A 26376-nucleotide genomic window follows, 5' to 3' on the forward strand; every position below is an offset into this window, starting at 1 on the left:
GCCGGACACCACCCGGGAGACCGGCTACTCCTCCAGCTCTCCGCTGCCGCTGGAGAACTGAGCCAGTCGGAAGATCACGAACTCGGCGGGCTTGACCGGCGCGATGCCGATCTCGCACACCACCCGGCCGACGTCGACCGACTCCGGCGGGTTGGTCTCCTCGTCACACTTGACGTAGAAGGCCTCCTCGGGGCGCTGGCCGAAGAGGGCGCCACTGCGCCACTCGTTGACCAGGAACGCCGAGATGTTGCGCCGGATACGCGCCCACAGGGCGTGGTCGTTCGGCTCGAACACCACCCACTGGGTACCGAGGAGGATGGACTCCTCCAGGTAGTTGAAGTACCGGCGGATGTTCAGGTAGCGCCAGGCCGGGTCCGAGGAGACCGTACGGGCTCCCCAGACGCGGATGCCGCGGCCGGGGAAGGCGCGGATGCAGTTCACGCCGATCGGGTTGAGCAGGTCCTGCTCGCCGCGGGTGATCTGGGTCTCCAGGTCCACCGCGCCGCGCACGACCTCGTTGGCGGGCGCCTTGTGCACACCGCGCTCGGCGTCGTTGCGGGCCCAGATGCCGGCGACGTGGCCGCTCGGCGGAATCAGCACCGACTGCCCGGCGGACGGGTCGAAGGACTTGATCCACGGGTAGTACAGGGCCGCGTACTTGGAGTCGTAACCGGCCGTCTCCTGTCGCCACACCCGGACCTGACGGGCATTCAGCCCCGGCGGCGGGTCGATGACCGCGACACGGTCACCCATGAGCTCACAGTGCGCGATCATGCCCAACTGGACGGCCTTGACGGCTTCCAGGTCGATCGCGCCGCGCTGGTAGGCGGCCATCAGGTCGGGCACCGCGACCATGGAGATCTCGTCGATGGCCTCCAGGCCACCGAAGCCGGTGCGGTCCGCGGAGTCGCCCAGGTAGCGGGCCGGGCCGGGGTAGGGGCCCTCGGCCGGCTCTGCGGGGGCGGCCGGTGCGGGAGCCACGAGTGCCACCGTCTGGGCGTCCGGGCGGACCAGCTGTCCGGCGGGCGCGGCCTCGGCGACGGTGATGAGCTTGGAGCGCTCCTTCACCTGCGTGACGACGTAGGTGCGGCCGCCCTTCTTGGCGGACACGTCGAAGGTCTCGACGGCCTTGTCGCCATCCTTGACCGTCAGCTTGAACCGGTCGGCCGGTCCGTCGTCCTCCGGCAGCGTCACCTCGACGCTGAGCGCGCCGCTGGTGCCGGGGGCGATGGCCGCGACCGAGAACCCGCCGAGCGGCCGGAACTCTCCGGCCTCCAGCGCGGCCGGGGCGGCGGAGCCCTTCACGGCGGCACGGCCGGGGGCGGCCGCACCGTCGAGGGGGGCACCGTCGACGGAGCCGCCCACGCGGACCACGTAGGCCGCGGAGCCACCGTTGTTGAAGAAGCCGTATACGGAGTGCGCCAGGTAGTACCCGTCGGTGAACTCACCGAACGCGGCCACGTACTGGCTCCAGTTGGTGACCAGGGTCGGCTCGTTCAGCGGACCGCTCGGCGCGAGCCCCACGAAGGCGGCGACCGACGTGCCCACTCCCTCGATGGGACGCGAGCCGCTGGCCACCTCCTCGACGTAGACGCCGGGCGACAAATAGGACGGCATGTTCTGCTCTCCTCGGGGTACGAGACAGGAACCGCCTTACTCTCACCCGTGCGGGAACACCGCCGAAACGTCCCCAGGGCCCTGCCCGGGGGCATCGTTTCTGCCCTCAAGGGCAGCTGACGGGCGCTCGCAGGCGACACCTCGGCGCGGAGGGCGACCGGTCGCCGGGTGCACGTCCGGGGCCCGTCCCCGTTCCCCTGGCCCGGGGCCCGCCAGTCCTGCGCGGCGGCGGGGCGAAGAGCCGGGTGCTCGGCGGAGTACAGCGGGCCGGGACTTCGACCCGTCAGGATTACCTCCCTCCACCCCCGCCCGGTAAGGGACTTTCGGGCAACCCCCGGGGCAACCGAGGCTGCCCCGGCAGGACCTGATCACCGGTCGGGCACGCGTCTTCCCCGCTGCGGAGGGCCGGATCCGTCCCGACACCACATGACCCGGCCGCCTTCGCGGCCTAGCGTGGCCGGGTGAGCCTTTGGACCTCCCTGGAACCCGCGTCGGCCACGGTCGATCCCGGCAGCGCCACCACCGTGCGACTGCGCCTGCGCAACACCGGCGACGTGGTGGACGAATACCGCTTCGAAGCGGTCGGCGACATCGCCCCCTGGACCACCCTCGACCCACCCACCCTGCGCCTCTTCCCCGGAACCACCGGCACCGTCGAGCTGCGATTCGCACCCCCACGCACCCCCGACGCCACCGCGGGCCCCAACCCCTACGCCATCCGCGTCACCCCCACCGAACACCCCGAAGCAACCACCGTCCCCGAGGGCAACCTCACCATCACCCCCTTCACCGAACTCCGCGCCGAACTCGTCCCCCCCACCGTCAAAGGACGATTCCGCGGACGCCCCAAACTCGCCGTCGACAACCTCGGCAACACCAAACTCACCGCCTCACTCGGCGGCACCGACAACGGCGACCAACTCACCTACGACCTCAGACCCAGCAACATCCAGATAGAACCCGGCCGCGCCGCCTTCATCACCACCACCCTCAAACCCCGCAACATCATCTGGTTCGGCCCCAAAGAACAACGCCCCTACACCCTCACCGTCCAACGCTCCGGCACCACACCCCTCCCCATCGACGGCACCTTCGTCCAAAAAGGCTTCCTCCCCCGCTGGCTCGCCACCTTCCTCGGCATACTCCTCGCCCTCACCATCACCTTCATCGCCCTCTGGTTCAGCCACAAACCCGCCGTCGCCACCGGCACCCACGAAAAACTCGTCGAAGCAGGCGCCACCCTCGCCCCCACCCCCACCCCCCAAGCCACCCTCGCCCCACCCCCCACCACCGCACCCGCAGCCCAACCCACCCAGCCCACCCAAGAGACCACCTCCGAAAAGGAAGAAGGATCCGGCGGATCCGGCGGCGAGGAGGAGGCCATCGAGGTACCGGAGCCGATCGGCCAATGGCTGATCAGGCCCGGCGCGCCGGGCAAGGACGAGACCGGTGCCCATCCGCTCACCGTGACCGCCGTGACCGGCACCGAGGGGCACGGCGGCGCCGGCTCCTTCAACGGTTCGAGCAGTCAGATGATCTCGACGAGCTCGGTGGTGCCCACCGGACCGGGCAGCGGCTTCACGGTCTCGGCGTGGGTGAACCTGAACAGCACCGGCGGCTTCCGCACCGCGGTCAGCCAGAGCGGGAAGCACAACAGCGCCTTCTACCTCCAGTACTCCCCGGGTGAGAACCGCTGGTCGTTCGCACGGACCCGCTCGGACGGCGGCTCGGACGCCGCGATCGGCTACCGCGCGCTCTCCCTGGCCCCGGCGAACCTGCACACCTGGACCCATCTGGTCGGCGTCTTCGACGGAGCCACCGGCACCCAGACGCTGTACGTCGACGGCGCGCCCCAGGGCTCCGCGAAGGACCCCTACCCGTTCGAGACGACCGGCGCCTTCATCATCGGGCGGGCCAGGTACGCCGATGCCAACGCCGACATGTTCGACGGGCAGATCAACGAGGTCGCGGCGTGGGACCAGGCACTCACCCGCGCGCAGGTCGAGGCGTTGGACTGACCTCCCGTCCCACGGGCGGGGGCTCGCCACAGGCCCCCACCCGTGGGACGGCAATGGCCTGCGGGGCATCCCCCGGGGCAGATTCCTCCGCCTCGGCGGGACGCGGGGAGCGACCGGGCAGGCACTTTCGGCGATACCCCCAACCACCGTTGACGGTACGGCACATGAGGGCACGTGATCTCTCATCTACCGTGGCCGGGTGAGCCTTTGGACCTCCCTGGAACCCGCGTCGGCCACGGTCGATCCCGGCAGCGCCACCACCGTGCGACTGCGCCTGCGCAACACCGGCGACGTGGTGGACGAATACCGCTTCGAAGCGGTCGGCGACATCGCCCCCTGGACCACCCTCGACCCACCCACCCTGCGCCTCTTCCCCGGAACCACCGGCACCGTCGAGCTGCGATTCGCACCCCCACGCACCCCCGACGCCACCGCGGGCCCCAACCCCTACGCCATCCGCGTCACCCCCACCGAACACCCCGAAGCAACCACCGTCCCCGAGGGCAACCTCACCATCACCCCCTTCACCGAACTCCGCGCCGAACTCGTCCCCCCCACCGTCAAAGGACGATTCCGCGGACGCCCCAAACTCGCCGTCGACAACCTCGGCAACACCAAACTCACCGCCTCACTCGGCGGCACCGACAACGGCGACCAACTCACCTACGACCTCAGACCCAGCAACATCCAGATAGAACCCGGCCGCGCCGCCTTCATCACCACCACCCTCAAACCCCGCAACATCATCTGGTTCGGCCCCAAAGAACAACGCCCCTACACCCTCACCGTCCAACGCTCCGGCACCACACCCCTCCCCATCGACGGCACCTTCGTCCAAAAAGGCTTCCTCCCCCGCTGGCTCGCCACCTTCCTCGGCATACTCCTCGCCCTCACCATCACCTTCATCGCCCTCTGGTTCAGCCACAAACCCGCCGTCGCCACCGGCACCCACGAAAAACTCGTCGAAGCAGGCGCCACCCTCGCCCCCACCCCCACCCCCCAAGCCACCCTCGCCCCACCCCCCACCACCGCACCCACCACCGCCGCGCCGCAAGCCGAACCGTCCGAGGAATCCGAGTCCGGTGACGGCGGGGGCGAGAAGGAGTCCACGCCCCCGAAGGCACCCGAGGCCACCGCGGCGACCGCCGTGAACCGCATGGCGAAGGACGACCCGTCAGGACGCCACATCTGCTACCGCGCCTTCATCAAGGGCGAGGGCTGGACGGACCCGGTCTGCGACGGCACCATGGCCGGCAACACCCGGAGCGTGCCGATCGTCTCGCTGAACTTCGCGGTGTACGGCGTCGGCGGCTCCTCGGCCAACGCGTTCCTCCACGACCCCGCCTCGACCAACGGGCAGGGCGCGTGGCAACCGTCGCAGTGGACGGCCATCGTCGCCGACGGCAAGGACAACTACATCGGCGGCACCGACCCGGAGGCCGAGGTGATGTCGGGGTTCGCCATCAACGTCGGCAGCGGGCAGATCTGCCAGAACATCCGCTTCACCGGCTCGGAGTGGGACAAGGCCCCCACGTGCCAGGGTCCGCGCAACGCGTACAACTTCGGCGGCACGGTCGACAACGGCCATGCGCTCGAAGCGGTCCTTTTCACGGTGCCTCCCGCCGCCGAGTGACACCGGGGCCGGGCGCCGGAGCGACCTACCAGGTCCCCTCGCCCGGTACCAGCCGCCCGGCCTTGCGGTACTCGCGCCGGGCGCCCTCCAGCAGGTCGGCCGCGGTGACCGTGGCGTCCCGGCCGGCCGCGAGGTAGGCGGCGGTCATCACGGCGCTGCGGATCGAACCGCCCGCCAGCTCGAAGACCACGGCGACCTGCTTCACGTCGATGCCGTCCTCGCAGGGCACGTGGGACAGGCTGTGCCGCCACAGGGCGAGGCGCTGATCGACGTCGGGGAACGGGAAGTCCACGACCAGGTCCAGGCGCCGGGTGAACGCCTCGTCGATGTTGGCGCGCAGGTTGGTGGTGAGCAGCGCGATGCCGTCGAACGACTCCAGGCGCTGGAGCAGGTAGGAGGCCTCCATGTTGGCGTACCGGTCGTGGGCGTCCTTCACCTCGGACCGCTTGCCGAAGACGGCGTCGGCCTCGTCGAAGAGGAGTACGGCGTCGGTGCGGTCCGCCTCGGTGAAGATGCGTTCGAGGTTCTTCTCGGTCTCGCCGACGTACTTGTCGACCACGGACGACAGCTGGACCGTGTAGAGGTCGAGGCCGAGTTCTGCCGCGACGACCTCCGCCGCCAGGGTCTTGCCCGTGCCCGAGGCGCCCGCGAACAGTCCGAGGACGCCCCGTCCCCGGCCGCCGCCCGCGCTCAGCCGCCACTCGCCGAGGACCCGGTCGCGGTGCCGGGCACGCAGGGCGAGTTCGCGCAGTTGGGTGAGCGGGCCGGGGGGCAGCACCAGATCCCGCCAGTCGACGTCGGGCCGGATGCGGCGGGCGTGCTGTTCGAGGCCGGAGGCGGACTGCTGGCGGGCGGCGAGCCTCAGGTGGGCGGGGGCCAGCGGGACCCCCTCGAACGTGGCGAGGCCACGGGCGGCGCGGGCGGCGCGGACGATGTGCTCACCGGCGAGGTGGTACGGGGCGACGGTCGCGGCGAGGTCGAAGCCGGGCTCCTCGCCGAGCGCCGCCGACCAGGCACCGACCGCGCCGGCGCCGCGCTGCGGCGCCTCCAGGACGAGCGGGTCCGTGTCGCACCACTGGGGGTCGTACGGGCGCGGTCCGGTGATCAGCACGGTGACGTCCGCGGCCTCGGCCAACTTCCCCATCAGGCCTTCCGGTTTGTCCGGAAGGCCCTGGACGACCACCGCGTGGCCGGTCAGCCGGGCCTCGCGCAGCAGGACCGGGACGCTGCCCTCGGGCCCGGTGAAACGCAGGGCCGGGCGGCCCGCGGCGCGCAGGGCGGCGACGACGGAGGACAGGCCGTCGCCCTCGCGCCGCTCGCGGACGTAGGCGGTGACCGGCGGACCGGCGGCGATCCTGGCGGCGAGACGGTGCACGAAGCCACCGGCCCCGGCCTCCTGGAACGACTCGTGCGCCACGTACGCCCCGTGCTCGTCGTCCGTCGTGGCGTCCGCGTCCAGCGCATGGAGGTGTCCGGCGAGGGCCGCGTCCGGGGAGTCGTCGCCGAGCAGATGTGCCATCAGCCGGTCGGGCACGCTCAACGAACGGCTCAGGAAGGGGCGTTCGGGCTCCTCCACGGCGAGCAGGCCGAGCGCGCACAGCGGAGCGGCCGGGTGCAGCCGGGCCCGCGCCGACGCCAGGTGCACGGGGATGCCGCACAGGTCGAGAGCGAGTGCGACGGTGGCCCGGCGGCGGCCGACGTCGTCGTTGAGGTAGCCGTACAGCTGCTCGAAGCTCCGGTCCAGGTCGGGGGCGAGCGCGACGAGCAGGATGAGGACATCGAGTCCGGTCAGGCCGAGCCGGACGGCGAGGTCGGTCAGACGGTCGTCGTAGGAGTCGGCCGGGCCGGCGGCGTCGAGCCGTGCGGGCTCCTCGGGGCGCAGCAGGTGCCGTACCGCCGCCTCCGAGATGTACAGGCCGCGCACCGGGTCGGACGCGGTGGGGTCGTCGGCGGAGCGGTGGTCGACCAGCAGCGCCACGCGCTCCCGCAGCGCGGCGAGGCGGGCGAGGAGCGACTCGGCGTGGGCGAGGTCGCCCGGCGCCCGGACCGGGGCTCGTGGGGTCATGTCCGCTTGCCCGTGGTCCGGTTGCGACGGGCCGTCTTCCTGGCCTCGCGGGCAGCCGCCACCTGGCGTTCCCGGTGGGCGCGTTCCGGCGCTTCGGCGGGGGTGCCGCCCATGGCGCCGTCCAGAGAGCCCACGCGGACGGCGGCGCCCTCGGTGACGGGCGGGCCGGCGTCGTACTCGGGGTAGGCCGGGAAGGGTGCGGTGATCACCAGGTCGAGGGAGGGCTTGAGTTCGCCGCCGAGCGCCGACCAGATCTCCGCGAGCGAGCGGGCCTCGGTCTGGATTCCCGCCACCGACAGCGGCACGGTCATACCCAGTTCGCCGAGCGAGCCGGGCAGTTCGGAAGGGGAGATGAGTTCGCGCGGGATGAGGGTGGCCAACGCGGCGGAGAGCAGCCGGTGTTCGTCCTGGGGCTGCTTCGTCCAGGCCGTGACCAGGTAAGACAGCCTGAACCAGCGCGGTGGTTGACGGCGCTTGACGACGACGTCGCGCTCGTCGTACACGGGGGCCTGGCCCCGCTGGCGGCGGTTGATGTCCTCGCGGATGTCGTACAGATAGGCGTTGATGGTGGGCGCGTTGCGGCGGGCGGCCCAGTCCCGGGTGGGAGCGTCGAAGGCGATGTCGATGCCCGACCCGCTCAACGCCCCTCCGCTGAGCAGGTTCTTGAGGACCTCGTCCACTTCGTGGATCACCGTCGTGCTCCCGCCCTGCCGTTCCCGGCCCCGCGTGTCGTCCATGCCGTCGTGCCCGCCACCGTGGTCGCCCCGGCCGCCGCAGTCGATCCTGCCTCCGCCACCGCCCGTCCCACGAGTCGCACCGGGACGGCGAACGGGCAGACCGCGCCGCCCCGAGGGGCGGCGCGAGTTGCCCTTCCGGTCAGATGTAGCCTTCCCTCAAGGCCTGAGCCACGGCGTGCGCCCGGTTGCGGAGGTGCAGTCGGGTGGTCAACCCGTGCAGGACGTTCTTGACCGTGCGTTCGGAGTAGGACAGCTTCTTGGCGATCTCTCCGGTGTCGAACCCCTCGGCCACCAGCCTCAGCACGTCGACCTCACGTGGTGTCAGCCCCGAGGCGGGGAGGCCGGGCCGGCCGGCCGCGTGGCGGTGCAGCGTACCCACCTGGGTGATGAGTCGTCCGAGCAGGTCCGACGGCAGGTCGCCCTCGCCGCGGTCCGCCGCGCGGATCGCCTGCACGAGCCGGCCGGCGGTGGCCTCGTGGCGCCACACGATGGCGCCGACGCCGCATTCGATCACGTCGAGCAGTTCGGCCTCCCGCAGCGTGCCCACGACGAGCGCCGCCCGTGCGCCCTCACCGCGTGCCAGTCGGCGCAGCCGGGTCAGCACCGCCTCGTCGAGGGTGTCCTCGATGAGCAACAGCACGGTTCCGGGGCCGGATTCGCTCTCGTCCCGGAGGTCGATCTCCGGGTACCGGCGCAGCTGGCTGTGCACTCCCTCGGTCGAGATCGGGTCCCGGGCGTGCACCGCGACCCGTATCCGGTCCACGGGCTCGGCCGGGCCGGGCTGTGTGGTGCGCGTGGCGCTCAGCAACGTGGTTCCCCCATGTACGCGTGCGTGTCACCCGGGTCCGGCAGGTGGCGGGTCCGCGTTCTCCACACTCGTGGAACGGCCAAGGGCACGGCAATCGTGGAACACCACGAGCGGCACCACGAGACCGGCGGTCGCCGCGGGCCGCGACGGCACTCCTCACGGGGGCCGTCGCGGGCACGTCACCGCGTACTCCACCGTCGCAAGGAGGGGACAGAATGTCCGGACCATACAGCGAGCAACCGCGCGAGCACAGGGGTGCGACCGAACTTCTCGCGACCGGTGCCGCCCGCGCCCGTGCGGGGAAGGGTGGCGTGGTCCTGCTGCGCGGGGCCACCGGAACCGGCCGGACGACCGTCCTGGAGACCGCTGCCGAGGCCGCCGCCGGGCAGGGCATGCGCGTGCTGCGGGCCCGTTGCTCCGCCGCTGACGCCTCCGTGCCCTTCGGTGCCGTCCTCCAGCTCCTGCGCTCCGGCGCAGGGCCCGGGGCACCGGCCCTCGCGTGGGACGACGCCGCCGGCGAGCGCGAACACGGCGACCGTCTGCGGCAGTCGCTGCTCACCCACGCCGGGGAGTCCCCGCTCGTGGTGGCCGTGGACGACGTGCACCTCGCCGACGCGCCCTCGTACCGGTGGCTGGTGGAGACCGCCCGGCACGTGGACCAGCTCCGGCTGCCGGTGCTGCTGGCCGTCACCGAACGCGGCCAGTACGACGTGGACCGGCCGGCGCCGGGCTTCGCCCGCGGCCTCTCCCCCTCCCTCGTCCGCACCCACACCCTCGCCCCGCCCACCGCCGACGCGGCGGCCGGCCTGGTGCGCGCACGGTTTCCCTCCGCCACGGCGTCGTGGATCGAGGCGTGCACACGGGCCGGTGCGGCGAGCCCGCTGCTGCTGCGCGCCCTCCTCGACGACCTGGAAGCCTCCGGGACCCTCCCGGCCGTTCCCGAGAGCGCCGCCGCGCTCTACCCGGGCGCGTACGCGGCGGCGGTCTCGTGGTGGCTGGAGAACGCCGGGGCGGGTACCGCCGAGGTGGCGTGCGTCCTGGCGGCCCTGGACGAGGAGCCGGCCCGGGAAGGCTCCGGACACTCCGGCCTCCGTGGCGGGGAGCGACCCGCGGAGCACCCGGGCCCGCTGCTCGCCGAACTGTCGGGCGCCGATCCGGCCCGGGTGGCGGGCTGGCTCACCGCGATGACCCAGATGGGCTTACTGTGCGCCGACGACGGACGGCCCCGCTACTCCCACCCGCTGCTGCGGGACGCGGTCCTCGCCTGCGTACCGGCGACCAGACGGTCCGAAATACACCGGGCGGCGGCCGAAGCGGCCCTGCGCCGGGGCGCCCCGCCCGAGACCGTCGCCGGGCACCTGCTGCTCTCCGGTCCGGTGGGCGAGTCCTGGTCCCCGGTCGCGCTGCACGCCGCCTCCTCACTGGCCCTGGGCGCCGGACGGACCTGCGACGCCCTCGCGTACCTGCGCCGCGCCCTGGAGGAACCGCTCTCCGACCTGCACCGGCAGCGACTGCTGACCGAACTGGGCTCCCTGGAGTACGCGGGCTCCCAGGCGTCGGCCGCGATACCGCGGTTCACCGAGGCGCTCGCGCTGGCGGGCACGCCGCGTGACCGGGTCAGCGCGGCCGTCGCCCTGGGCACCGCGCTCGCCGGCCGGGGCAGCACCCGCGCGGCCCTGGAGGTGCTGCGCTCGGCGGACGGCCAGCTCGCCGGCCACCCCGGCCTGGCGAGCACCCTGCAAGGTGCCACCGTGTTCCTGTCCGACCAGGACAAGACGGTCCGCCGGGAGGTCTACCGGTGGCTGCGCGACACCACGGAACGCACTCCGGAGCTGGTCAGCCCGGCCGCCCAGGCCCTGCTCGTACGGTACGCGGCCACCGCCGGGCTGATCTCGGCGGACGAGGCCATGAGGAAGGTACGGGTCCTGCTCGCCGAACCGTCCGACCCGCTCGCCGAACCGTTCCTGCTGGGCGCGGCGGCCACCGTCGCCCAGTGGGCCGACGAACTCGACGAGGCCGAGGAGCTGGCCGGCAGGCTTCCCCATCTGTCGCACCCCATGCACATGGCGCTGCTCCACGTACGCGCCGACATCGCGGCCTCCCGGGGCGAGTACACGCGGCTGCCGGCCGGATTGACCACCGTCGGGACCACCGGCCCCACCCCCGTGCACGCCCACGTGCTGACCGGGCTCGTGGAGGCGGGCCGCACGGCCGAGGCACGGCGGCTCGCGGACGCCTTCGACCTGCGGGAGGCCCCGGACTCCTGGGGTCGCAACCGGCTTCTCCACGCGCGAGGACTCCAGCGCGCCGCAGGGGGAGATCCGGCCGGAGCGCTGCACGACTTCCTGGAGTGCGGGCGCCGCCAGACCGAACGCCAGGTGGTCAGCCCGGTCGTCACCCCGTGGCGCTCCTCGGCCGCCCTGTGCTGCCTGGTCCTCGGCAGCCCCGGACAGGCGCTCGTCCTGGCCGAGGAGGAACTGCGCCTGGCCCGGATCTGGGGCACCCCGCGCACGGTGGGCCGCGCGCTGCGCGTGCTCGGCACGGTGACCGGCGGCCGTCGCGGTCTGCTGATGGCCGAGGAGGCCGTACGGCTGCTCAGGGAGGCGCCGGCCGCGGTCGAGTCGGAACTGGTCAGCGCGCTGATCGCGCGGGGCAGAGCCCTGACTGCGGCGGGGGAGCGCTCCCACGCCCGCCGATGCCTGCGCGAGGCGTGCGAGCGTGCCGAGCGGCTCGGCGCCGCGCGGCTGCGCACTCTGGCCGAACAGTCCCTGCGCGAGGGCGGCGCCCGCCCCGGTGTCACGACCCGCACGGGCGCGCGCTCCCTCACCGTCAGCGAGCGCCGGATCGCCCGGCTGGCCGCCGACGGCCACACGAACACCGAGATCGCCGGCCTGCTGCACCTGGCCCGGCGCACGGTGGAGACCCATCTCACCAACACCTACCGGAAGTTGGGGATACACCGGCGCGTGGAGCTCGTCACGTCACTGGGATCGGACTGAGCCGGCGCCACAGGATGCGGGCGGGGCGGCGGCACCGTCCGCGGAAGGCCCGTTCGTCCCCCGGGAGCGGTCAGGGCGCACCGGGCGGGCCGAGGAGTTCGTGGAGCTGGGTCAGAAGGCGGTCCGCCGTGACCCGGTCGTCGGGGGTGAGCGCGAGGGCGGCGGCCGGCCGGTGGTGGGTGACCAGGCGCAGCGCCGTCGCGGCCTGCCGGGCGAACATCATCAGCAGGTCGAGCTCGCCCAGACTGGACCGGGTCTGCGGGGACGGGTCGAGCACTTCGAGGACGCCCAGCATCTGGTGGTCGTGCAGCAGGGGTACGGCCATCAGCGCGTCGGGCACGTACTCGGTCGACTGGGCGAAGGCACGGTCGAACGCGGCGTTCTGCGAGAGCCGGTCGACGACCACGGGTTCGCCGGAGACCGTGACCCATCCGGCGATCCCCCGGTCGGCGGGGAACCGGCGTCCGACGAGAAACTCCTCGCCCTGGCCGGATACGGCCTGGAAGACCAGCTCGTTGGTCTCCTCGTCGAGGAGGAAGACGGAGCTGGCCTGGGCGCCGAAGATGGCTCTCGCGACGTCGACGACCGACTGGAGCAGTTCGAGGGCGACGGGCTGGGCGGAGTGCGCGGCAGGCTCGGCGGCAGAGGACATCAGGCACCTTCGGGGCTGCGGTCGGGTACGCGGACGTTGGCTGCGGAGAGGTAGAGGGCGTTCTTCAACTGGAAGGTCGTCATGCGGGGGTTCGCGGAGAGGAACCGGGCGCAGAGCCCGGCGATGTACGGCGTGGCGAAGCTGTTGCCGGTGCTGCGGATGGAGGTGCCGCCGAGCCAGGGCACCTCCACGTTCTGTCCGGGGGCGAAGAACTCCACGGGCGGGTCGGGGTTGTAGAGGTGCAGTGCGGGGTCGTCCTCCTGGTGGCTGCCGACGGAGATCACCGAGGCGAACCGCCAGGGGAAGCTCTCCACCGGCGAGTTGTGCGCGGAGGCGACGATCACGGTGCGGTCGAAGTAGGCGGTGTCCGCGAGCGCGTGCAGTTCCTCGGCGAAGCGTGCCTTCGTGGTCGAGAGGCTGAGGTTGATCACGTCGAAGCCCTGCTCCACGGCCCACCGGAGACCCGCGAGGAGGATGCCGCCGGTTCCGGAGAAGCGTTCGCCGAGCACCCGGACGCTGTGGATCTCGCAGTCGGGTGCGGTACGGCGGATGATTCCGGCGCAGGCGGTGCCGTGGCCGCAGCTGTCGCCGGATTCGGTGGCCCGCACCTCGATGCCGTCCTCGCCCTGGACGGCGACCCAGGAGCCGCCGAGCGGGCCGATCATCGGATGGCCGGGTTCGACACCGGAATCCACCACGCACACCCGGACCCCCCGCCCGGTGCCCTGGCGGGGCTCCTGCCGATGGCCCGCGAGCACTCCGTCCGCGGTGACGGCGATGTCCTCGGGGCTCTTGTCGCGCAGGCTCCAGGTGAGCCCGCCGCGCCCGGTGGCGGCCGTGGGAGCGGTGGCGGTCATGTGGTGACTTCCCTTCTGCTCACGTCCGGCTCCGGTACGGATCCGGGCGCCGGGGGGCCGCCGGGCACGGTGCTGCCGGCCGGCAGCAGGGCGGCGGCCAGGCGGACCCCGGGCGCATGCCCCTTCGTACCGAACCAGCGTCCCGCGCGGCCGGCGGCGTCCGCCGATTCCGGGCCGAGACCGAGCAGCCGCAGCATGACGGCCTCGTCCAGCGCGGCCTGGGCCCGTACGAGCGGGGAGTCCGTCCGGTCCGCGGCCCGGACGGCCCGCGCGGCGAGCCGCAGGGCCCGGTCGGCGTCGCCCCGACCCGCTGCGAGGCGCGCCCGCAGCCCGTCGTGGTCGGCGGTCTCGGCGTCGAGGCCGCCGTCCGCGACGGACTGCCCGGCGTCGCCGTCGAGGACGCGGTGGGCCTCGTCGGCGTCACCCGTGTCCAGGTGGATCCGTGCGGACTCCAGGGTGATGGTGCGCAGCGGCGCCCGGGCCCCCAGCGTCCGGGCGGCCCGGGCGGCCTCGCCGAGCAGTCCGAGGGCGGCGGAGTGCTCGCGGGCGGCCGAGTGCACCGCCGCGCCGAAGAGCGGGAGGAAGACACCGGCCTCGGCGAAGCCGAGTTCGTGGGCGAGCCGGCCGGCGAGCGCGAGGTGTTCGCGGGCCGCGTCGTGCTCGTCCCGCAGGGCGAGGAGGACGGCCAGCGGAAGGTTGAGCGTGACCTGCACGGTGCGCCGGCCACGGCCGTGGTCGGCGAGGAGGGCACGGCACCGGTCCACGGCGGACTCCACCGGCTCGGGCCCCCGCCAGAGGGAGATGCCGATCGCGCCCAGGGCCGCGGCCCGTTCGGGCTCGGCGTCGGCCCCGACGGCCCGGCGGAGCGCGCGGAGCAGCAGCCGGTCCGCCTCACCGTGGCGGCCCCGCCCCTGGTAGTGCTGCGCGAGCCGCAGGCACGCGCGGGCCTGGCCGAGGTCGTCGGCCGCCGCCTCGAAGACCGGCAGCACCGCCCGCGCGGCGTCCGGAACGGCGTCGGCGCCCGGGGCGGCGTCCACGGCGAGGGCGAGCCGCGCGTAGGCGCTCTCCTCGGGGTGGTCGACGGCGGCGAGCGCCGTGGAGAGCAGGGTGCGGCCCCGCTCGGTACGGCCGAGGGCGAGGTTGACCTCGCCGAGCCTTCGGGCGGTCGGCACGGTGGCGGGCTCCCCGGGCAGGTTGAGGGCGTGCGCGCGGGAGAGCAGGTGCTCCGCGCGCAGGAGGTCGGAGCGGTAGAGGGCACGGCCGCCCGCTTCGGCGAGCGCCTGGGCCGCGCCGCGCCGCAGTGTCGCGGTGTCCGCGTCGGTGATGCCGAGTTCGCTTCGGTAGCGGTGGGCGAGTTCGAGGTGTTCGCCGATGCCGGCGGGGCCGGCGGCACGGACCGAGGGGAGGGCCGCGGCACCGGCGTGCAGGTCGGCGCGGGTGCGCTTGGACATGCACTGGTAGGCGACCTCCTGGACGAGCCCGCTGGTGAAGCGGTACGACGCGGGGTCGGCCGGCGGCGGAGCGGGTTCGATCAGCCGGCGGCGACCGAGTCCGAGCAGGGCGGGGCGGAGCGCGGGCGGGTCCAGGGCGGGCCTGCCCGGCGTACCCCGGCCGGCGAGGCCGGTGAGCTCGTGGACGGTGAACTCGCGGCCCAGCACGGCGGCGAGGTCGAGGGCACCGCGATCGACGGGGCCCAGGGCGTCGACCCGGGCGCCGAGGAGCGCCTGCACGGTCGGGGGCAGTTCGGCGGGCCGCCCCGGCCCGTTGCCGGCACTCCCCCGTGCGCCGGCTCCGCTGCCGTACCCGCCGCTTCCGGGGTTCCCGCCGCCGGCGTCCCCGTCGAGGGCGGAGAGCAGGTGCTCCAGGTGGAGCGGGTTGCCGCCGGTGCGTTCGAGCAGGGCCGGACCGTCCGGGAGACGGTCGGCGCGGACGACGAGTTCGGCGGCGAGGAGCGCGCACTCCTCCGGGGCCAGACCGGTGAGGGTCACCGCGGCGCCCCGCGGGGCGCCCCAGGTCTCGGCCGCTTCGGGGCGGGCCGGGCAGACGACGAGTACGGCGGCGTCGCCGAGCCGGGTGACGAGCCGGTCGAGGACTTCCAGCAGCAGGGGGGCCGCCCACTGGCAGTCGTCGACGACGAGGACGACCGGTCGCGGGGCGGCGAGTGCGGTGAGCACCCGCAGGAGGGCGCCGCAGGTGTCGTCCACCGACGGGTTGGGCGTGCCGTCGAGGAGCAGCCCGCCTTCGAGGACGGCCAGGGCCTCGGTGAGGGCGGGGCGTTGTGCCGGGGCGGCCGCGCGGTGCAGGGCACAGGGGCAGGGCTCGTCGGGGTTGCCGTCCCGCGCGGTGCGGAGCGGCACGCTGCCGTCGGCGGCGGTTGCGGTTGCGGTTGCGGGGGACGAGGTACCGGAGCGTGGGGGGCGGTGGTGCGCGGGGAGCAGCTCGGCCAAGGCGTCGGCGAGCGGGGCGAGGCTGCCCCGGCCGCCGTAGGGCCGACAGCGCCCGGAGCCGTGCGCGGGGGCGGGGGCGGTGTGTTCCAGCCACTCGCGGACCAGCCGGGTCTTGCCCTGTCCCGCCTCGCCGGAGACGGTGACCAGGCGGGCGCCGCCGCCCGCCGCCGTGTCGGCCAGCACCTCGTCCAGGGCGGCCAGTTCACGCTGCCGGCCGACGAAGCGCAGATCGAAACGGCGCAGCGACTCGGGGTCGTCCTCACCGAGACCGAGCAGGCGGTGGGCGACGACCCGGTCGGTCTTGCCCTTGAGCGCGAGGGGACCGACTTCCTCGGCCCGCACGGTGGGACCTGCGGCGAGGAGGGTGTCCGGGCCGATGAGCACCTCGCCGGGGCCCGCGTTCTGTTCGAGCCGGGCGGCGATGTTGACGGTCTCGCCGGAGACGAGGGCCTGCCTCGCGGAGGAGTCGGTTCCCGCGACGACCCGGCCCGTGTTGATGCCGATACGGACACCCAGGCGCACCCCGAGAGCGGCGTCGAGGTCGGCGTTGAGCCCCTCGAGTGCCTTCAGCATGCCCAGGGAGGCCGCCAGGGCCCGCCGCGCGTCGTCCTCCCGCACCGTCGGCACGCCGAACACGGCCATCACGGCGTCGCCGATGAACTTCTCCACCGTGCCGCCGTAGGTCTCGATCTGACGTCCCATGAGGTCGAAGTAGCGCAGGGTCACACCGCGCAGGGTCTCCGGGTCGAGGGCCCCTGAGAGCGCGGTGGACCCGACCATGTCGCAGAAGAGGACGGTCACCACCTTGCGCCCCTCCTGCGGCGCGTCCGCCGGACCCTGCGGGGGTTCGGCGCACGGTGTGCCGCAGGACGGGCAGAACCGGGCGCCGGACGGCAGCGACTGGCGGCAGTAGGTGCAGGTCATGCCGGTCCACCTTCGGCGAGGTCGTCGGACGCGGGAACGGCCCCGGCGGGGCGCCCGCGTTCCCGGTCGGGTCAGAAGAGGGCGCCGCCGGCGATCTCGGCATGGGCCTGCACGTCGGGCCCGGCCTCGTCGAGCCGGCTCTTGATGTCGAGGAGCAGGGAGAGTTCGTCCGGGCCGAGCTCCTCCAGGACCTCCTGCTGCTCCTCGGTGAAGGCGTCGAGGGAGAAGCCGGCCTCCCGCAGCCGGTGCAGGACGTGCTGCCGATCGGTCATAGCTGGCCTCCGGGTGCGGTGAGCCTGACGAACAGACGGGTGATCCCGTCCGCGGCGTGGAGGGCGCCGACGGCCACCGCGGTGAGCTGCGCGGGGGTCAGCGGCAGCTCGTCGAGCAGGGCGTCGAGGTCGGCCGCGTGACCGCCGTCGAGTGCGGCGTGCTCGTGCACCGTGCGGAAGGCCGCCGGCGGCAGGCCGGTGTCCCGTGCGAGCCGACGGGCCAGCAGGGGCGAGGGCGCGTGGTGTTCCAGGGTGAGGATGTAGCCGAGCAGGACGACCGGGTGGTGGTGCTCGATCCAGTAGTACTGGGCGCCGGCGAGTTCGGCGACGGCGGTCGGGGGCTGTGCGGCCAGGAGCGCGGCCGGGTCGCCGCCGGCGGCGGCCAGGTCGTCGAGGAGCCAGGCGTCGTGGTCGCGTTCCTCCTCGACGTGCGCGGCGAGGTACCGGCCCAGCCGTTCGGCGAGCGGGTCGCCGGGAGTCTCCGCACAGCGGCGGGCGGCCGACTCCATGAGCGGTACGGAGGCCCGGATCAGCCCGTGCATGGCGGCGAGGTAGCGGAGGTAGCGCGGCCGGAGCCCGTCGGGGTGCCACAGCGCCGCGCAGGCCGCCCGCAGGGTGGGCTCCGCGAGCGCCAGCCGGGTGCGCAGCACGGCGGAGGCCGCGGGCGGGACCGGGGCGCCGGGGGCAACGACTCCGGTCGCCGGGCCGGGTACGGAGAGGATCACGGCCGGCCCCCGTCCGGCGTGGGGGAGACCAGACCGGCGTAGGCACGGGTGCCATGACGGCGGACGAACTCAACTGGTCCCGCGGCTAGTTGGGCGTGCGCACCGTGGCGGTCGAGGAGCTCGCCGACCGGCCCGGAACCGTCCCGCGCGGCTCCCGCGAGCGCGTCGGGCCGGTCGGCGAGCGCCCGGCAGGTACCGCACCGTCCGAGGTCGGGCGCTCCGGGCGCGTACCGGGCGCTGAGGTGTCCCGGGCCCACGACGCGGAGCATCCGCAGAACCGGGGAACCGAGGGAGCGGGCGCGTACCGTCTCCCAGTCGTCCTCGGCCAGGTTCCCGAGGAGCAGGTGGGCGGGTACCGGCCGGGCGTCCACCGTCCGCTGGCTGCAGCAGGCCACGACCGTGCCGTCGAAGGCCACCGTCGGCCAGGCCGCCATCGGGCAGGGCACCGCCGCGCCGCCGTCCGGACCGTCCGCTCGCACGGCGGCACCGGTCCAGGACGCGGCGCGGCCGACCGGCCGGACGTCGTTCACCAGCATCGGCACCCGGTCGGCGAACTCGGCGCGGACGGCGGCGACCACGTCGACCAGGTACGGGTCGTCGGGTCCCGTCCCGGTCAGGTGGAAGCTCGCGGGGACCCCTGCGTCGAGGACGCGGTGTACGGCGGCGAACACGTCGGCGCGCGCCACCTCCCGTTCGTGGTGGACGTCGAGGCTGGCCGAGAAGTGGTCGGCCGCGGTGATCGCCCGCATGATCCGCGCGGGCACCCGCCCGCCGCCCCGGGCGAAGAACATGCCGCTCAGCAGAGCGGTGCGGGTACCCGCCGCGCGGGCCAGCGCGGCGAGGTCGGCGGCGAGGTCCGGGCGCAGCAACGGTTCGCCGCCGGTGAGCAGCACGACCCGGGGGGCGTTGGCCGCGGTGAAGGAGGCGACGAAGCCGCGCAGCAGGTCCGCGGCGGTCTGCTCGCCCGCCGTCGTGGAGGAGGTCGAGCAGTGGGCGCAGGACAGCGGGCAGCGACGGGTGAGCGTCAGCAGGAGCCCGGCGGCCGGGACGGGGCGCAGTGCGATCAGCTCGCCCAGTTCCACGAGTCCTCCCCTTCCGCTCGGTCGTACGGGGTCGTGAGCAGCTTGGCAACGGCCGGTCCCCTACTGGTTGCCCAGTGGTTTCCGACTGGCATATCCGCAGTTCGGGAGGGGTCGGCGACGGCCAGGGCAGCGGGCGGAAGGGCGGCGGGCGACTGGGGCGTGAGGCACTGGGCCGCAGCCACCGGCGGTGCGGCCACCGGCGGTGCGGCCACCGGCGGTGCGACCGTCCACGGGGCGGCCGGCTCACCGCGTCCGCCGTCGAGCTCCCGCAGATAGAGGTGCGCGAGCCGGGGCAGCTCGTACCGGGCCGCGTGCGCGGTGACCTCGGCCGACGGGGAGACCAGCGCCCCGGTGCCGATGAGCTGTTCCAGTACGCGCAGCGCCGCGGGCTCCGGACAGTCGAGCGCCGTCGCGGCCTCGCCGAGGGTGAAGGGACGGGCCAGCGGCAGCCGTCCGAGGCGCAGCAGCACGGATCTGCCGAGGTCCGTCAGGGTCCGCCAGCCGTCCGCCAGCCGGTTGCGCACGGCGAGGTCCCCGACGGACAGTTCGTCCATCACCGCCTCCGGCCCGGACAGCCTGGCCGCGTACTCGGACAGTGGCAGATGACGCAGGACGGCCAGCCGCTGACCGCCGATCCGCACGGCGAGCGGCGAGAGCCCGCAAGCCTCCACGATCCGCCGGGCGGAGGCGCGGTCGGCGTGGACGCGCGACGGGCCCGCGATGCGGCCGAGCAGTTCCATCGCCTCCTCGACGGTCAGCGGCTCCACGACGATCCGGTGGGCACCGGCCAGACCCGCGAGCCACGACCGCGAGGCGATCACGGCCGCACCGCCGCCGGTGCCCGGCAGCAAGGGGCGCACGGCCGCCTCGTCGGGGGCGTTCTCCAGCAGCAGCAGCACCCGGTGCTCCGCCAGCCAGTCCCGCCACACCGCCGCCGCCTGCGCCGGATGGTCCGGCAGCAGCGCCGTGACACGGTCGAGCCGGGCTGCCCGGGCCAGCTCGCCGAGGACGTCGGCGAGTCGGCGGTTCGTGCCGTCGGCCCGACGGAGGTCGACGAGGAGCCGGCCGTCGGGGAAGTCCTCGCGCAACGAGTGCGCCAGATGGACCATCAGGGCGCTCTTACCGGTACCCACCGGCCCCACGAGCACGTTGACCTGGCCGTCTCCGTGCCGCACCGCGTCCCGCAGCTCGGCCAGCTGCTCCCGGCGGCCGGTCCAGTCGGATGTGTCGGGGGGCAGCAGGGTCCGTGCGGGCGCCCGGCGGGCGGCGGTCGGCGCGGGGCGGTCGAAGTCGCCGGGAATTCCGGCCAGCACCGCCCGGTACGCCTCCTCCATGACCGCGCTCGGCGCGAGTCCCAGCTCGCGGGCGAGCAGCTGCCGCAGCGACCCGTAGACGGCGAGCGCCTCGCTCTGGCGCCCGGCCCGGTGCAACGCGATCATCTGCACGGCCCGCAGCCGTTCCCGGAGCGGGTGCTCCTCGACGACGTCGGCGACCGCCTCGGCGACCTCGGTGTCGCGGCCCCGCGCCGAGGCGAGTTCGGCCCAGGTCTCGTACGCGGAGAGGTAGCGGTCGGTCAGCCGGTCGGCCTCGGTGTGCAGCGGCTCGGAGTCCGACAGCTCCGTCAGGGGCGGCCCCTGCCACAGGTCGAGCGCCCGGCGCATCAGCTCCACCGCGGTGTCCGGCCGGCCGCCGCGGGCGGCCTCTCGCCCCGCGGCGGTCAGCGCCCGGAACCTCAGGGTGTCGACCTCGTCCTCCCGCACCCGCAGCAGATAGCCGCCGGGGGCCAGGTCGAGCCGGTCGGGCAGACCGGCCTCGCACAGCAGCCGCCGGAGCGCCCATACGTACTTCTGGAGGTTCTTGCGGGCGGTGCGGGGAGCCTCGGCGGGCCAGACGGTGTCGGCCAGACAGTCCACGGAGACCGGGGTGTTGGGGTGGCACAGCAGCATGGCCAGGACCGCCCGCTGCTTCAGCGGGCCGAGCGCCAGGGTCTGCTCCCCGCTCGTGACGGTGAGCGGGCCGAGCAGCGAGAACAGCACGGGGCGGGGGGAGTCGACGTCGGACACAGGCATGGGCACGGACATGCGGGCATTCCTTCAGCGTCTGGGGCGCGCGTCGGGCGGTGGGGGCGATGCGGTGCGATGCGGTGCGGCGGGGCCGTTCGGTGCGATGCGGTGCGGCGGGGCCGTTCGGTGCGGTGCGGTGGTGCGGGGCCGTTCGGTGCGGTGCGGTGCGGCGGGGCCGTTCGGTGCGGTGGTGCGGTGGAGGCGGTTACCTGCGCGGTGCGGCGCGGTCGTTGTCATGGCCATCGTTGTCGCGTCCCCGGCGGCACGCATCGGTGTGCCGCCCCCATATTTGTGCGCCGCCGCCCGCCCCACGTACGTGAGCCCGGTACGCCGACCGCGCACCGGGCTCCGGGGTACCCGGACACGTGTCGTGGGGCGCGCCTCAGACGGCCGCCGTGGGCCCGGTCGGGGCCCCGCCCACCGCACCGCGGGCACCATCCGCCGCGTCCTGCGGCGTCCCGTCCGCCTCGCCCTCAGCCGTCTCGTCCGCCTCCGCCTCGCGCAGGTCGCGGGCGGCGCGCACGGCCGCCGGTCCGACCAGGCCGACGACGAGCAGCGCCGTGCCGGTCAGCACCCACAGGGCCGTACGGACCCCGAACAGATCGCCCAGGAACCCTCCGGCCAGCGCACCGACCAGCACCGTCGACGAGGTGATGACCTGGAGGCCCGCCATCGCGCGGCCCATCATCGACTCCTCGACGTCCGCGGCCAGCACCGACACCAGGGCCACGTTGGCCACCGCGCCGAAGAGCACGGGCAGGCCGATCCCCAGGGCGGCGCAGAACACGGCGACCGGCAGCGGCCCCGCCGCCACCGGCAGCAGGGCCGACGTCAGCAACGCCCCCGCGAAGCCCGCCAGTACCGTCGTACGGGCGTCACGCCCGGGGCCCAGCAGCCGGCCGGCTATGGCCGACCCGGTCAGGCCCATGACGCCCGCCAGCACGAACGCCAGCCCGTACACACCGACCGGGACGTGCACCGTGCGCAGCAGGAACGGACCGGTCAGGGTCGCCGCCCCGGCCAGCGCGGCCGCCGGGGCCACCAGGAACAGCAGCAGGGCACGGTGGAACGGGTGGCCGACGAAGAACCGCAGCCCGGCGGCGGCGCCCCGGAGGCCCTCTCCACGCTTCCCCGTCCCCGGCTGTTCGGCCGTCCGGTCCGACGACCGCATGGACACCAGGGCCAGCGCGCTCAGGAGGTAGCTGGCGGCATCCGTGCCCAGCGCCGCCGCGCTGCCGAACAGGGCGATCACCGGGCCCGCCAGGATCCGGCCGACCAGAGCGGCGCCGAACTGCCCGGCCTGGAGCCTGGCCCGGGCCGGCCCGATCGCCTCCGCGCCCACCAGTTGGCGCAGATGGACGAAGTAGAGGGAGCTGAGCAGGACCGCGAGGAATCCCTGCACGAGCCCGAGGGCCATCAGCCAGCCGATCGACGCCACCCCGTGCCGCAGGCCCAGGGCCACCCCACCGACCGCGGCGGCCGACAGCAGGTCCAGCAGCATCATCGCCCGGCGCGGGTGGACGATCCGGTCCGCCAACACCCCGGCGAGCAGGCCGAGCACGATGCCCGGCACCGTCGACGCCGCGCTGATCAGGCCGACCTGGCCGGCGGTGGCCCCGAGATCCGTCAGGGCCACGACCGGCAGGGCGATGGCGGTGAACACCGTGCCGAACGCCGTGGCGGTCTGCCCGCACCAGTAGAGGTTGACGTCACGCCGCACTGACATTCGGCACTCCAAGGAGGGGAGAAGGGGATCTCTTCGTGCCCCCTCCGGGCGGGCCGCCCAGCCGTGTCCGGCCGTTCCCGTCGGACACGGACAGGGGCCCCGCCCGGAGGAGGGCGGCGGCACTACCCGGCTGCGGGCCCCCGCCCCGCGGGCGGTGCCGCCTCGGAAAGGGAGTCGACGGTGAACAGGGCGTCCGGGCGGGGCGTCAGCAGCTCGGTCAGGAAGAGCAGCACACCGGCGGAGCCGCTCCACAGGTCCGCGCTGAGGCGCAGCAGTTGATCGCCGGGGAAGCGGGTCCCGGTGGCGTGCGGCACGGCGTAGCCGAACAGCTTCCGCGCCGTCCGCACCGCCGCCGCCCGGCTCTCGGTCGAGCCGGTGACCGCCGCGTGGTCGGCGAGGGCGAACCCCAGACCCGACAGGCCCTGGAAGAGCCCCGGCATCACGGTGTAGGTGACGTCCATCACCGGCAGCAGCCGGGGCATCGCCGCGGCCAGCCGCTCGTCCTCGGTCACCGCCAGGTAGCGGGAGGCCACGTGCAGCATCCCCGCCGACCCGCAGTAGAGGTACGGCATGGCACGGCGGTCCACCGCCGAGACGGGGAAGGTCATGCCCGCCTCCTCCGGGGCTGCCTCGCGGTCCAGCTCCAGGTGCAGCAGGTCCAGCCCGCGCTTCAGGAGTGTCCGGTCACCGCAGACCGAGGCCAGCTGCTGGAGCATCAGGGCGACTCCGGACGGCCCGTGGGCCAGGCCGTTCGCCTCGTCCCGGCCCAGCCCGGCCGTGAGTTCCCCGTCGTCCGGCAGGGCGCGGGCCAGCGCGAGCGCCCGCTCCACGTGGTGCTCGTCGCGGGTGTGGCCGTAGAGCGCCAGGTGGCCCATGGCCAGACCGGCGGAGCCGCCGAACACGGTCGCGCTCTCCGCCGCCAGCGGGTGCCGGTCCGCGACCGCGAGGATGTCCCGGGCCTCGTCCACCAGCCCCTGGCCGGCCAGCACCGCGGCGATGCCGGCCACCCCGGCGTACAGCCCCGGGGCGAGGTCGCCGGCCTTCTCCAGGGCTTCTCGCCGCAGCCGCTCCAGCACCCCTGCGGGCAGCGGCCGGCCGGCCCGGTGCAGGGCGTGGACGACGCCCGCCGTGCCGTAGGCCACGCAGAGGGTGTTGGTCCGGTACCCGTCCGCGATGGTGGGGAAGACCCGATCCGGATGTTCCGGGTCCGCCATCGCCACCAGCGCGTCGGCCACCGAGTCGCGCAGCGCGGCCAGGTGCGTCGGCGGGTCGGCCGCCACTTCCCGGGGTCCGGGCAGCGGGCCCTTGCCGCTCGGCGTGCGGTACTTCGTGAGGCGCCGCCACAGGTGCTCCGGCACCGGGCCGGTCCGCTCGATGCCGTACCTCAGGTGTTCCAGCGCCTCCGGGTTGCGGGCCACCACGTGGTGGAACGGCGCCACGAGCAGCTGGGCGAGTGCGCAGACGCCGTAGTCGTCGCAGACCGACGGGTCCTGCGCGACCATGGCGGCCGGGGGCGCGTAGCCGGGGGTCCCCATGAAGGTGAAGTCCTCGCCCGGGCGTTGGGCGGCCTCGAAGTCGACCAGCCGGATGTGGTCGTCGTCGTCGACGAGGACGTTTCCGGGGCTGATGTCGACGAAGAGGTAGCCGCAGGAGTGCAGCCGGTCGAGGGTCCGCTCGACGCCTTCGATCAGCGTGCGGCAGCGCTCGAAGTAGTCGGTGACGTCCTGTCGGGTCGCGCTTGCCCGGATCAGCGGGCTGGTGACGGCCATCCAGCTGTTCATCGGCCTGCCCTCGATGAACTCCGTGACCAGGAAGTCGTGTTCCCACGCCGTGAAGTGGGCCAGCGGCTCGGGGGCCAGCCCGGGAGCCAGTTCATGGAGCGCGCGCAGGGTCTCCCACTCGGCGCGCAGCCGCGACCGGGACTCGCGGCCGTCGTCCTCGACGGCGGTGTGCGCCCGGGCCTCCTTGATGAATACGGGCCGCCCGGTGGCCGCTTCACGACCCCGGTACGCGCCTCCGGCGTTGCTGTGCCGCACCGCCGCCTCGAAGACGAAGCCGCGCATCGTCACCGGTTTCGCGGGGCCCTTGCCCTGCGTCGCGCGGCCCTCGACCGGTTTCGCGGGGCCTGCCGCGGCCGTCGTGCCCGGTGTCTTCCCGGTGGCCTCAGCGGGTGGGGCGGCCGAGGGCTTCGCCGGCGCCCGGAACGGGTCCGAGATGCCCTCCGGCGGCCGGAACGAGGTCCCCCGCATGTCCTCCACCAGGGCGCCGTCGCCGTCCCGGGCCAGCAGCACGTGGGTACCGTCGGCCCGCACGCGGGAGCGCGGCACGAAGGCGCCGTAGCGGTAGTGGACCGTCCGGGAATCGCCGTAGCGCCGGTCGGTGAGGATGAACGGCCCGTCCTCGTCGGCCAGTGCCTCACGCAGCGCCTCCATCAGCCGTCGTGCCGAGGCCTCGTCGGACGGGTACGCGGCGATGAACTTGCCGCTCTGCGGCCGGGGGGCGTGCTTGTGGTGCGCCCACTGGTAGAAGAGCCGGCACGACAGGTGCTTGAACGGGACGTCCTGCTCGAAGCAGATCGCGGCGACGGCGTCGAGCACTTCCCGGAGGCGGTCCGGCTTCGCGGAGACGTGGACCTTCCAGCCGTCCTCGACGCCTTCCAGCTTCTGGCGGAACCACATGGTCCACACCGCCGACTCGACGCTCCGCCAGTCCGACGGGACCGGATCGGGGCGGTAGACCTCGCCCCGGTCGGCCGCCGACTCCAGCGGCGCGTAGAACTCCGGATCGGCGACGGCGAACGCGAGCGGCTGATGCATGCTCTCCCCTTCTCTACCCTTCTCTTCCCGCGGCTCCTCCCTGGGCGGGCGGGGCGCTTCCGCGGGACGGACACGGACACGGCCCGGTACGCCGTGGACGGGCGGCGGCGGCCCGGCGGAGGGCTCGCTCTCCCGGGTACACCTCCGCCGTGGCCGGCCTGGGCCGGTCACGGCGGGAGAACCGAGTACGGCTCAGATCTGCTCGTACGCGCAGCTCACGGCACTCGTGGTGCTGCCGTGCGCCAGCACGTCGTCTTCCTCGTCGCTGCCGAACTCCTGCAGCGGGAGAACGGACTCGTCGGTACCGGTGGGCTCGATGTCGTCAGCCATGATCGTCTCCTTGATCGATGTACGGAACGGTGGAGTGGTGCGCTCGCCCTCGCGGGCGGCCCCGGCCCGAGCCTGAGCCCTTCGCCGATGGACAGAACGCTAGGAGCGGCCGGTCCGGGATCGGACTACACGCGGTGCCCGATCGGTATCCCCGCTGGTCACCGCCGTCCCGGAAAGCACACGGGTGCGGTCGCCCCGGCCGGAGGAGACCACGGCCGGCGGTCGGCCGTGCTCCCGACCTCACGGGTCCGTACACCGGGAGCGTGTCTCCTCGGCGTGCTCGTCGGGGGCCGGCCACCGCCGAACGTGGGACGCCATCGCCCGGACCTGAGGGCACCGCCCGGAAGCACCGCACCGGCTCACCCCGGCGGGACCTGCCGGACGAGCCGGGTTCATGACGGACAGCTCACGAACGGCTGCTCGGGTGGGCTGTGGACGGCACCTGGCAGCAACGCATGCGCACAGCGCCCCCGGCAGCGGCCGACCGTGCTGACGGCGCTGACCGTGCCGACCGTGCCGACCGTGCCGACCGTGCCGACCGTGCCGACCGTGCCGACCGTGCCGACCGTGCCGACCGTGCCGACCGTGCCGACCGTGCCGACCGT

Annotated in this window: 18 protein-coding genes; 3 read left to right on the top strand and 15 right to left on the bottom strand. The window is 74.1% G+C overall.

Annotated elements, in window-relative coordinates; genetic code table 11:
* Positions 1-24: 24 nt before the first annotated feature.
* Positions 25-1617, bottom strand: a complete 1593-nt coding sequence (locus ACFWEP_RS03705; protein WP_387364987.1) for a phage tail sheath subtilisin-like domain-containing protein — start codon at positions 1615-1617, stop codon at positions 25-27.
* A gap of 461 nt (positions 1618-2078) precedes the next feature.
* On the opposite strand from ACFWEP_RS03705, the gene ACFWEP_RS03710 reads away from it, so the two are divergent.
* The gene (locus ACFWEP_RS03710) at positions 2079-3635 is read left to right on the top strand and encodes a LamG-like jellyroll fold domain-containing protein (protein ID WP_387364990.1); all 1557 of its coding nucleotides are present in this window, start codon (positions 2079-2081) and stop codon (positions 3633-3635) included.
* Positions 3636-3834: 199 nt separating this feature from the next.
* On the top strand, positions 3835-5268 hold the full coding sequence (locus tag ACFWEP_RS03715) for a hydrolase (protein WP_387364993.1): 1434 nt from the start codon (positions 3835-3837) through the stop codon (positions 5266-5268).
* Between the two features lie 25 nt (positions 5269-5293).
* Here ACFWEP_RS03715 and ACFWEP_RS03720 read toward each other — a convergent pair whose 3' ends face one another.
* The 3 genes from ACFWEP_RS03720 to ACFWEP_RS03730 all read right to left on the bottom strand — a co-directional run bounded on the left by ACFWEP_RS03720 (position 5294) and on the right by ACFWEP_RS03730 (position 8878).
* Entirely contained in the window at positions 5294-7333 is a 2040-nt protein-coding gene (locus ACFWEP_RS03720) for an ATP-binding protein (RefSeq protein WP_387364996.1), read from the bottom strand.
* Positions 7330-8025, bottom strand: a complete 696-nt coding sequence (locus tag ACFWEP_RS03725; protein ID WP_387365067.1) for a DUF4255 domain-containing protein — start codon at positions 8023-8025, stop codon at positions 7330-7332. The genes ACFWEP_RS03720 and ACFWEP_RS03725 overlap by 4 nt, the downstream gene beginning before the upstream one ends.
* A gap of 184 nt (positions 8026-8209) precedes the next feature.
* On the bottom strand, positions 8210-8878 hold the full coding sequence (locus ACFWEP_RS03730; protein ID WP_387364999.1) for a LuxR C-terminal-related transcriptional regulator: 669 nt from the start codon (positions 8876-8878) through the stop codon (positions 8210-8212).
* A 215-nt stretch (positions 8879-9093) separates the two neighbouring features.
* Between ACFWEP_RS03730 and ACFWEP_RS03735 the strand changes: the two genes are divergently transcribed.
* A complete protein-coding gene (locus tag ACFWEP_RS03735) occupies positions 9094-11877 on the top strand; it encodes a LuxR C-terminal-related transcriptional regulator (RefSeq protein WP_387365002.1) in 2784 nt (927 codons plus the stop codon).
* A gap of 70 nt (positions 11878-11947) precedes the next feature.
* On the opposite strand, the gene ACFWEP_RS03740 is transcribed toward ACFWEP_RS03735, so the two are convergent.
* The 11 genes from ACFWEP_RS03740 to ACFWEP_RS03790 form a co-directional block, all read right to left on the bottom strand.
* Positions 11948-12529 (bottom strand): GAF domain-containing protein, encoded by a 582-nt coding sequence (locus ACFWEP_RS03740; RefSeq protein WP_387365005.1) that lies wholly within the window; start codon positions 12527-12529, stop codon positions 11948-11950.
* The gene (locus ACFWEP_RS03745; protein WP_387365008.1) at positions 12529-13386 is read right to left on the bottom strand and encodes a S8 family serine peptidase; all 858 of its coding nucleotides are present in this window, start codon (positions 13384-13386) and stop codon (positions 12529-12531) included. The genes ACFWEP_RS03740 and ACFWEP_RS03745 overlap by 1 nt, the downstream gene beginning before the upstream one ends.
* Positions 13383-16757, bottom strand: a complete 3375-nt coding sequence (locus tag ACFWEP_RS03750) for an adenylate/guanylate cyclase domain-containing protein (RefSeq protein WP_387365010.1) — start codon at positions 16755-16757, stop codon at positions 13383-13385. Before ACFWEP_RS03750 ends, ACFWEP_RS03745 begins: the two co-directional genes overlap by 4 nt.
* A gap of 71 nt (positions 16758-16828) precedes the next feature.
* Positions 16829-17029 carry an aroma-sacti cluster domain-containing protein gene (locus ACFWEP_RS03755; protein ID WP_387365013.1) on the bottom strand — a complete coding sequence of 67 codons (201 nt, stop codon included), beginning with the start codon at positions 17027-17029 and terminating at the stop codon, positions 16829-16831.
* A complete protein-coding gene (locus ACFWEP_RS03760) occupies positions 17026-17754 on the bottom strand; it encodes an iron-containing redox enzyme family protein (protein ID WP_387365016.1) in 729 nt (242 codons plus the stop codon). Before ACFWEP_RS03760 ends, ACFWEP_RS03755 begins: the two co-directional genes overlap by 4 nt.
* Complete coding sequence (locus ACFWEP_RS03765) at positions 17751-18836, bottom strand: radical SAM protein (protein ID WP_387365019.1); 1086 nt, start codon at positions 18834-18836, stop codon at positions 17751-17753. The genes ACFWEP_RS03760 and ACFWEP_RS03765 overlap by 4 nt, the downstream gene beginning before the upstream one ends.
* Positions 18818-20917, bottom strand: a complete 2100-nt coding sequence (locus ACFWEP_RS03770) for a BTAD domain-containing putative transcriptional regulator (protein WP_387365022.1) — start codon at positions 20915-20917, stop codon at positions 18818-18820. Before ACFWEP_RS03770 ends, ACFWEP_RS03765 begins: the two co-directional genes overlap by 19 nt.
* Positions 20918-21281: 364 nt before the next feature.
* Positions 21282-22625, bottom strand: coding sequence for an MFS transporter (locus tag ACFWEP_RS03775; protein ID WP_387365025.1), 1344 nt, complete (start codon positions 22623-22625; stop codon positions 21282-21284).
* A 122-nt stretch (positions 22626-22747) separates the two neighbouring features.
* Positions 22748-25441 (bottom strand): lanthionine synthetase LanC family protein, encoded by a 2694-nt coding sequence (locus ACFWEP_RS03780; RefSeq protein ID WP_387365028.1) that lies wholly within the window; start codon positions 25439-25441, stop codon positions 22748-22750.
* A 192-nt stretch (positions 25442-25633) separates the two neighbouring features.
* Complete coding sequence (locus ACFWEP_RS03785; protein ID WP_387365031.1) at positions 25634-25771, bottom strand: hypothetical protein; 138 nt, start codon at positions 25769-25771, stop codon at positions 25634-25636.
* Between the two features lie 392 nt (positions 25772-26163).
* The coding region (locus tag ACFWEP_RS03790) for a hypothetical protein (RefSeq protein ID WP_387365034.1) at positions 26164-26376 on the bottom strand (213 nt) is incomplete at its 5' end.

The organism is Streptomyces sp. NPDC060198 (assembly GCF_042728415.1).
Classification (GTDB): Bacteria; Actinomycetota; Actinomycetes; order Streptomycetales; family Streptomycetaceae; genus Streptomyces.

What these genes read in the sequence shown, in the direction of transcription:
- ACFWEP_RS03705 (WP_387364987.1), bottom strand. Translation starts at nt 1,617, where the DNA reads ATGCCGTCCTATTTGTCGCCCGGCGTCTACGTCGAGGAGGTGGCCAGC.
- ACFWEP_RS03720 (WP_387364996.1), bottom strand. Translation starts at nt 7,333, where the DNA reads ATGACCCCACGAGCCCCGGTCCGGGCGCCGGGCGACCTCGCCCACGCC.
- ACFWEP_RS03735 (WP_387365002.1), top strand. Translation starts at nt 9,094, where the DNA reads ATGTCCGGACCATACAGCGAGCAACCGCGCGAGCACAGGGGTGCGACC.
- ACFWEP_RS03740 (WP_387365005.1), bottom strand. Translation starts at nt 12,529, where the DNA reads ATGTCCTCTGCCGCCGAGCCTGCCGCGCACTCCGCCCAGCCCGTCGCC.
- ACFWEP_RS03745 (WP_387365008.1), bottom strand. Translation starts at nt 13,386, where the DNA reads ATGACCGCCACCGCTCCCACGGCCGCCACCGGGCGCGGCGGGCTCACC.
- ACFWEP_RS03750 (WP_387365010.1), bottom strand. Translation starts at nt 16,757, where the DNA reads ATGACCTGCACCTACTGCCGCCAGTCGCTGCCGTCCGGCGCCCGGTTC.
- ACFWEP_RS03755 (WP_387365013.1), bottom strand. Translation starts at nt 17,029, where the DNA reads ATGACCGATCGGCAGCACGTCCTGCACCGGCTGCGGGAGGCCGGCTTC.
- ACFWEP_RS03770 (WP_387365022.1), bottom strand. Translation starts at nt 20,917, where the DNA reads ATGTCCGTGCCCATGCCTGTGTCCGACGTCGACTCCCCCCGCCCCGTG.
- ACFWEP_RS03775 (WP_387365025.1), bottom strand. Translation starts at nt 22,625, where the DNA reads ATGTCAGTGCGGCGTGACGTCAACCTCTACTGGTGCGGGCAGACCGCC.
- ACFWEP_RS03780 (WP_387365028.1), bottom strand. Translation starts at nt 25,441, where the DNA reads ATGCATCAGCCGCTCGCGTTCGCCGTCGCCGATCCGGAGTTCTACGCG.
- ACFWEP_RS03785 (WP_387365031.1), bottom strand. Translation starts at nt 25,771, where the DNA reads ATGGCTGACGACATCGAGCCCACCGGTACCGACGAGTCCGTTCTCCCG.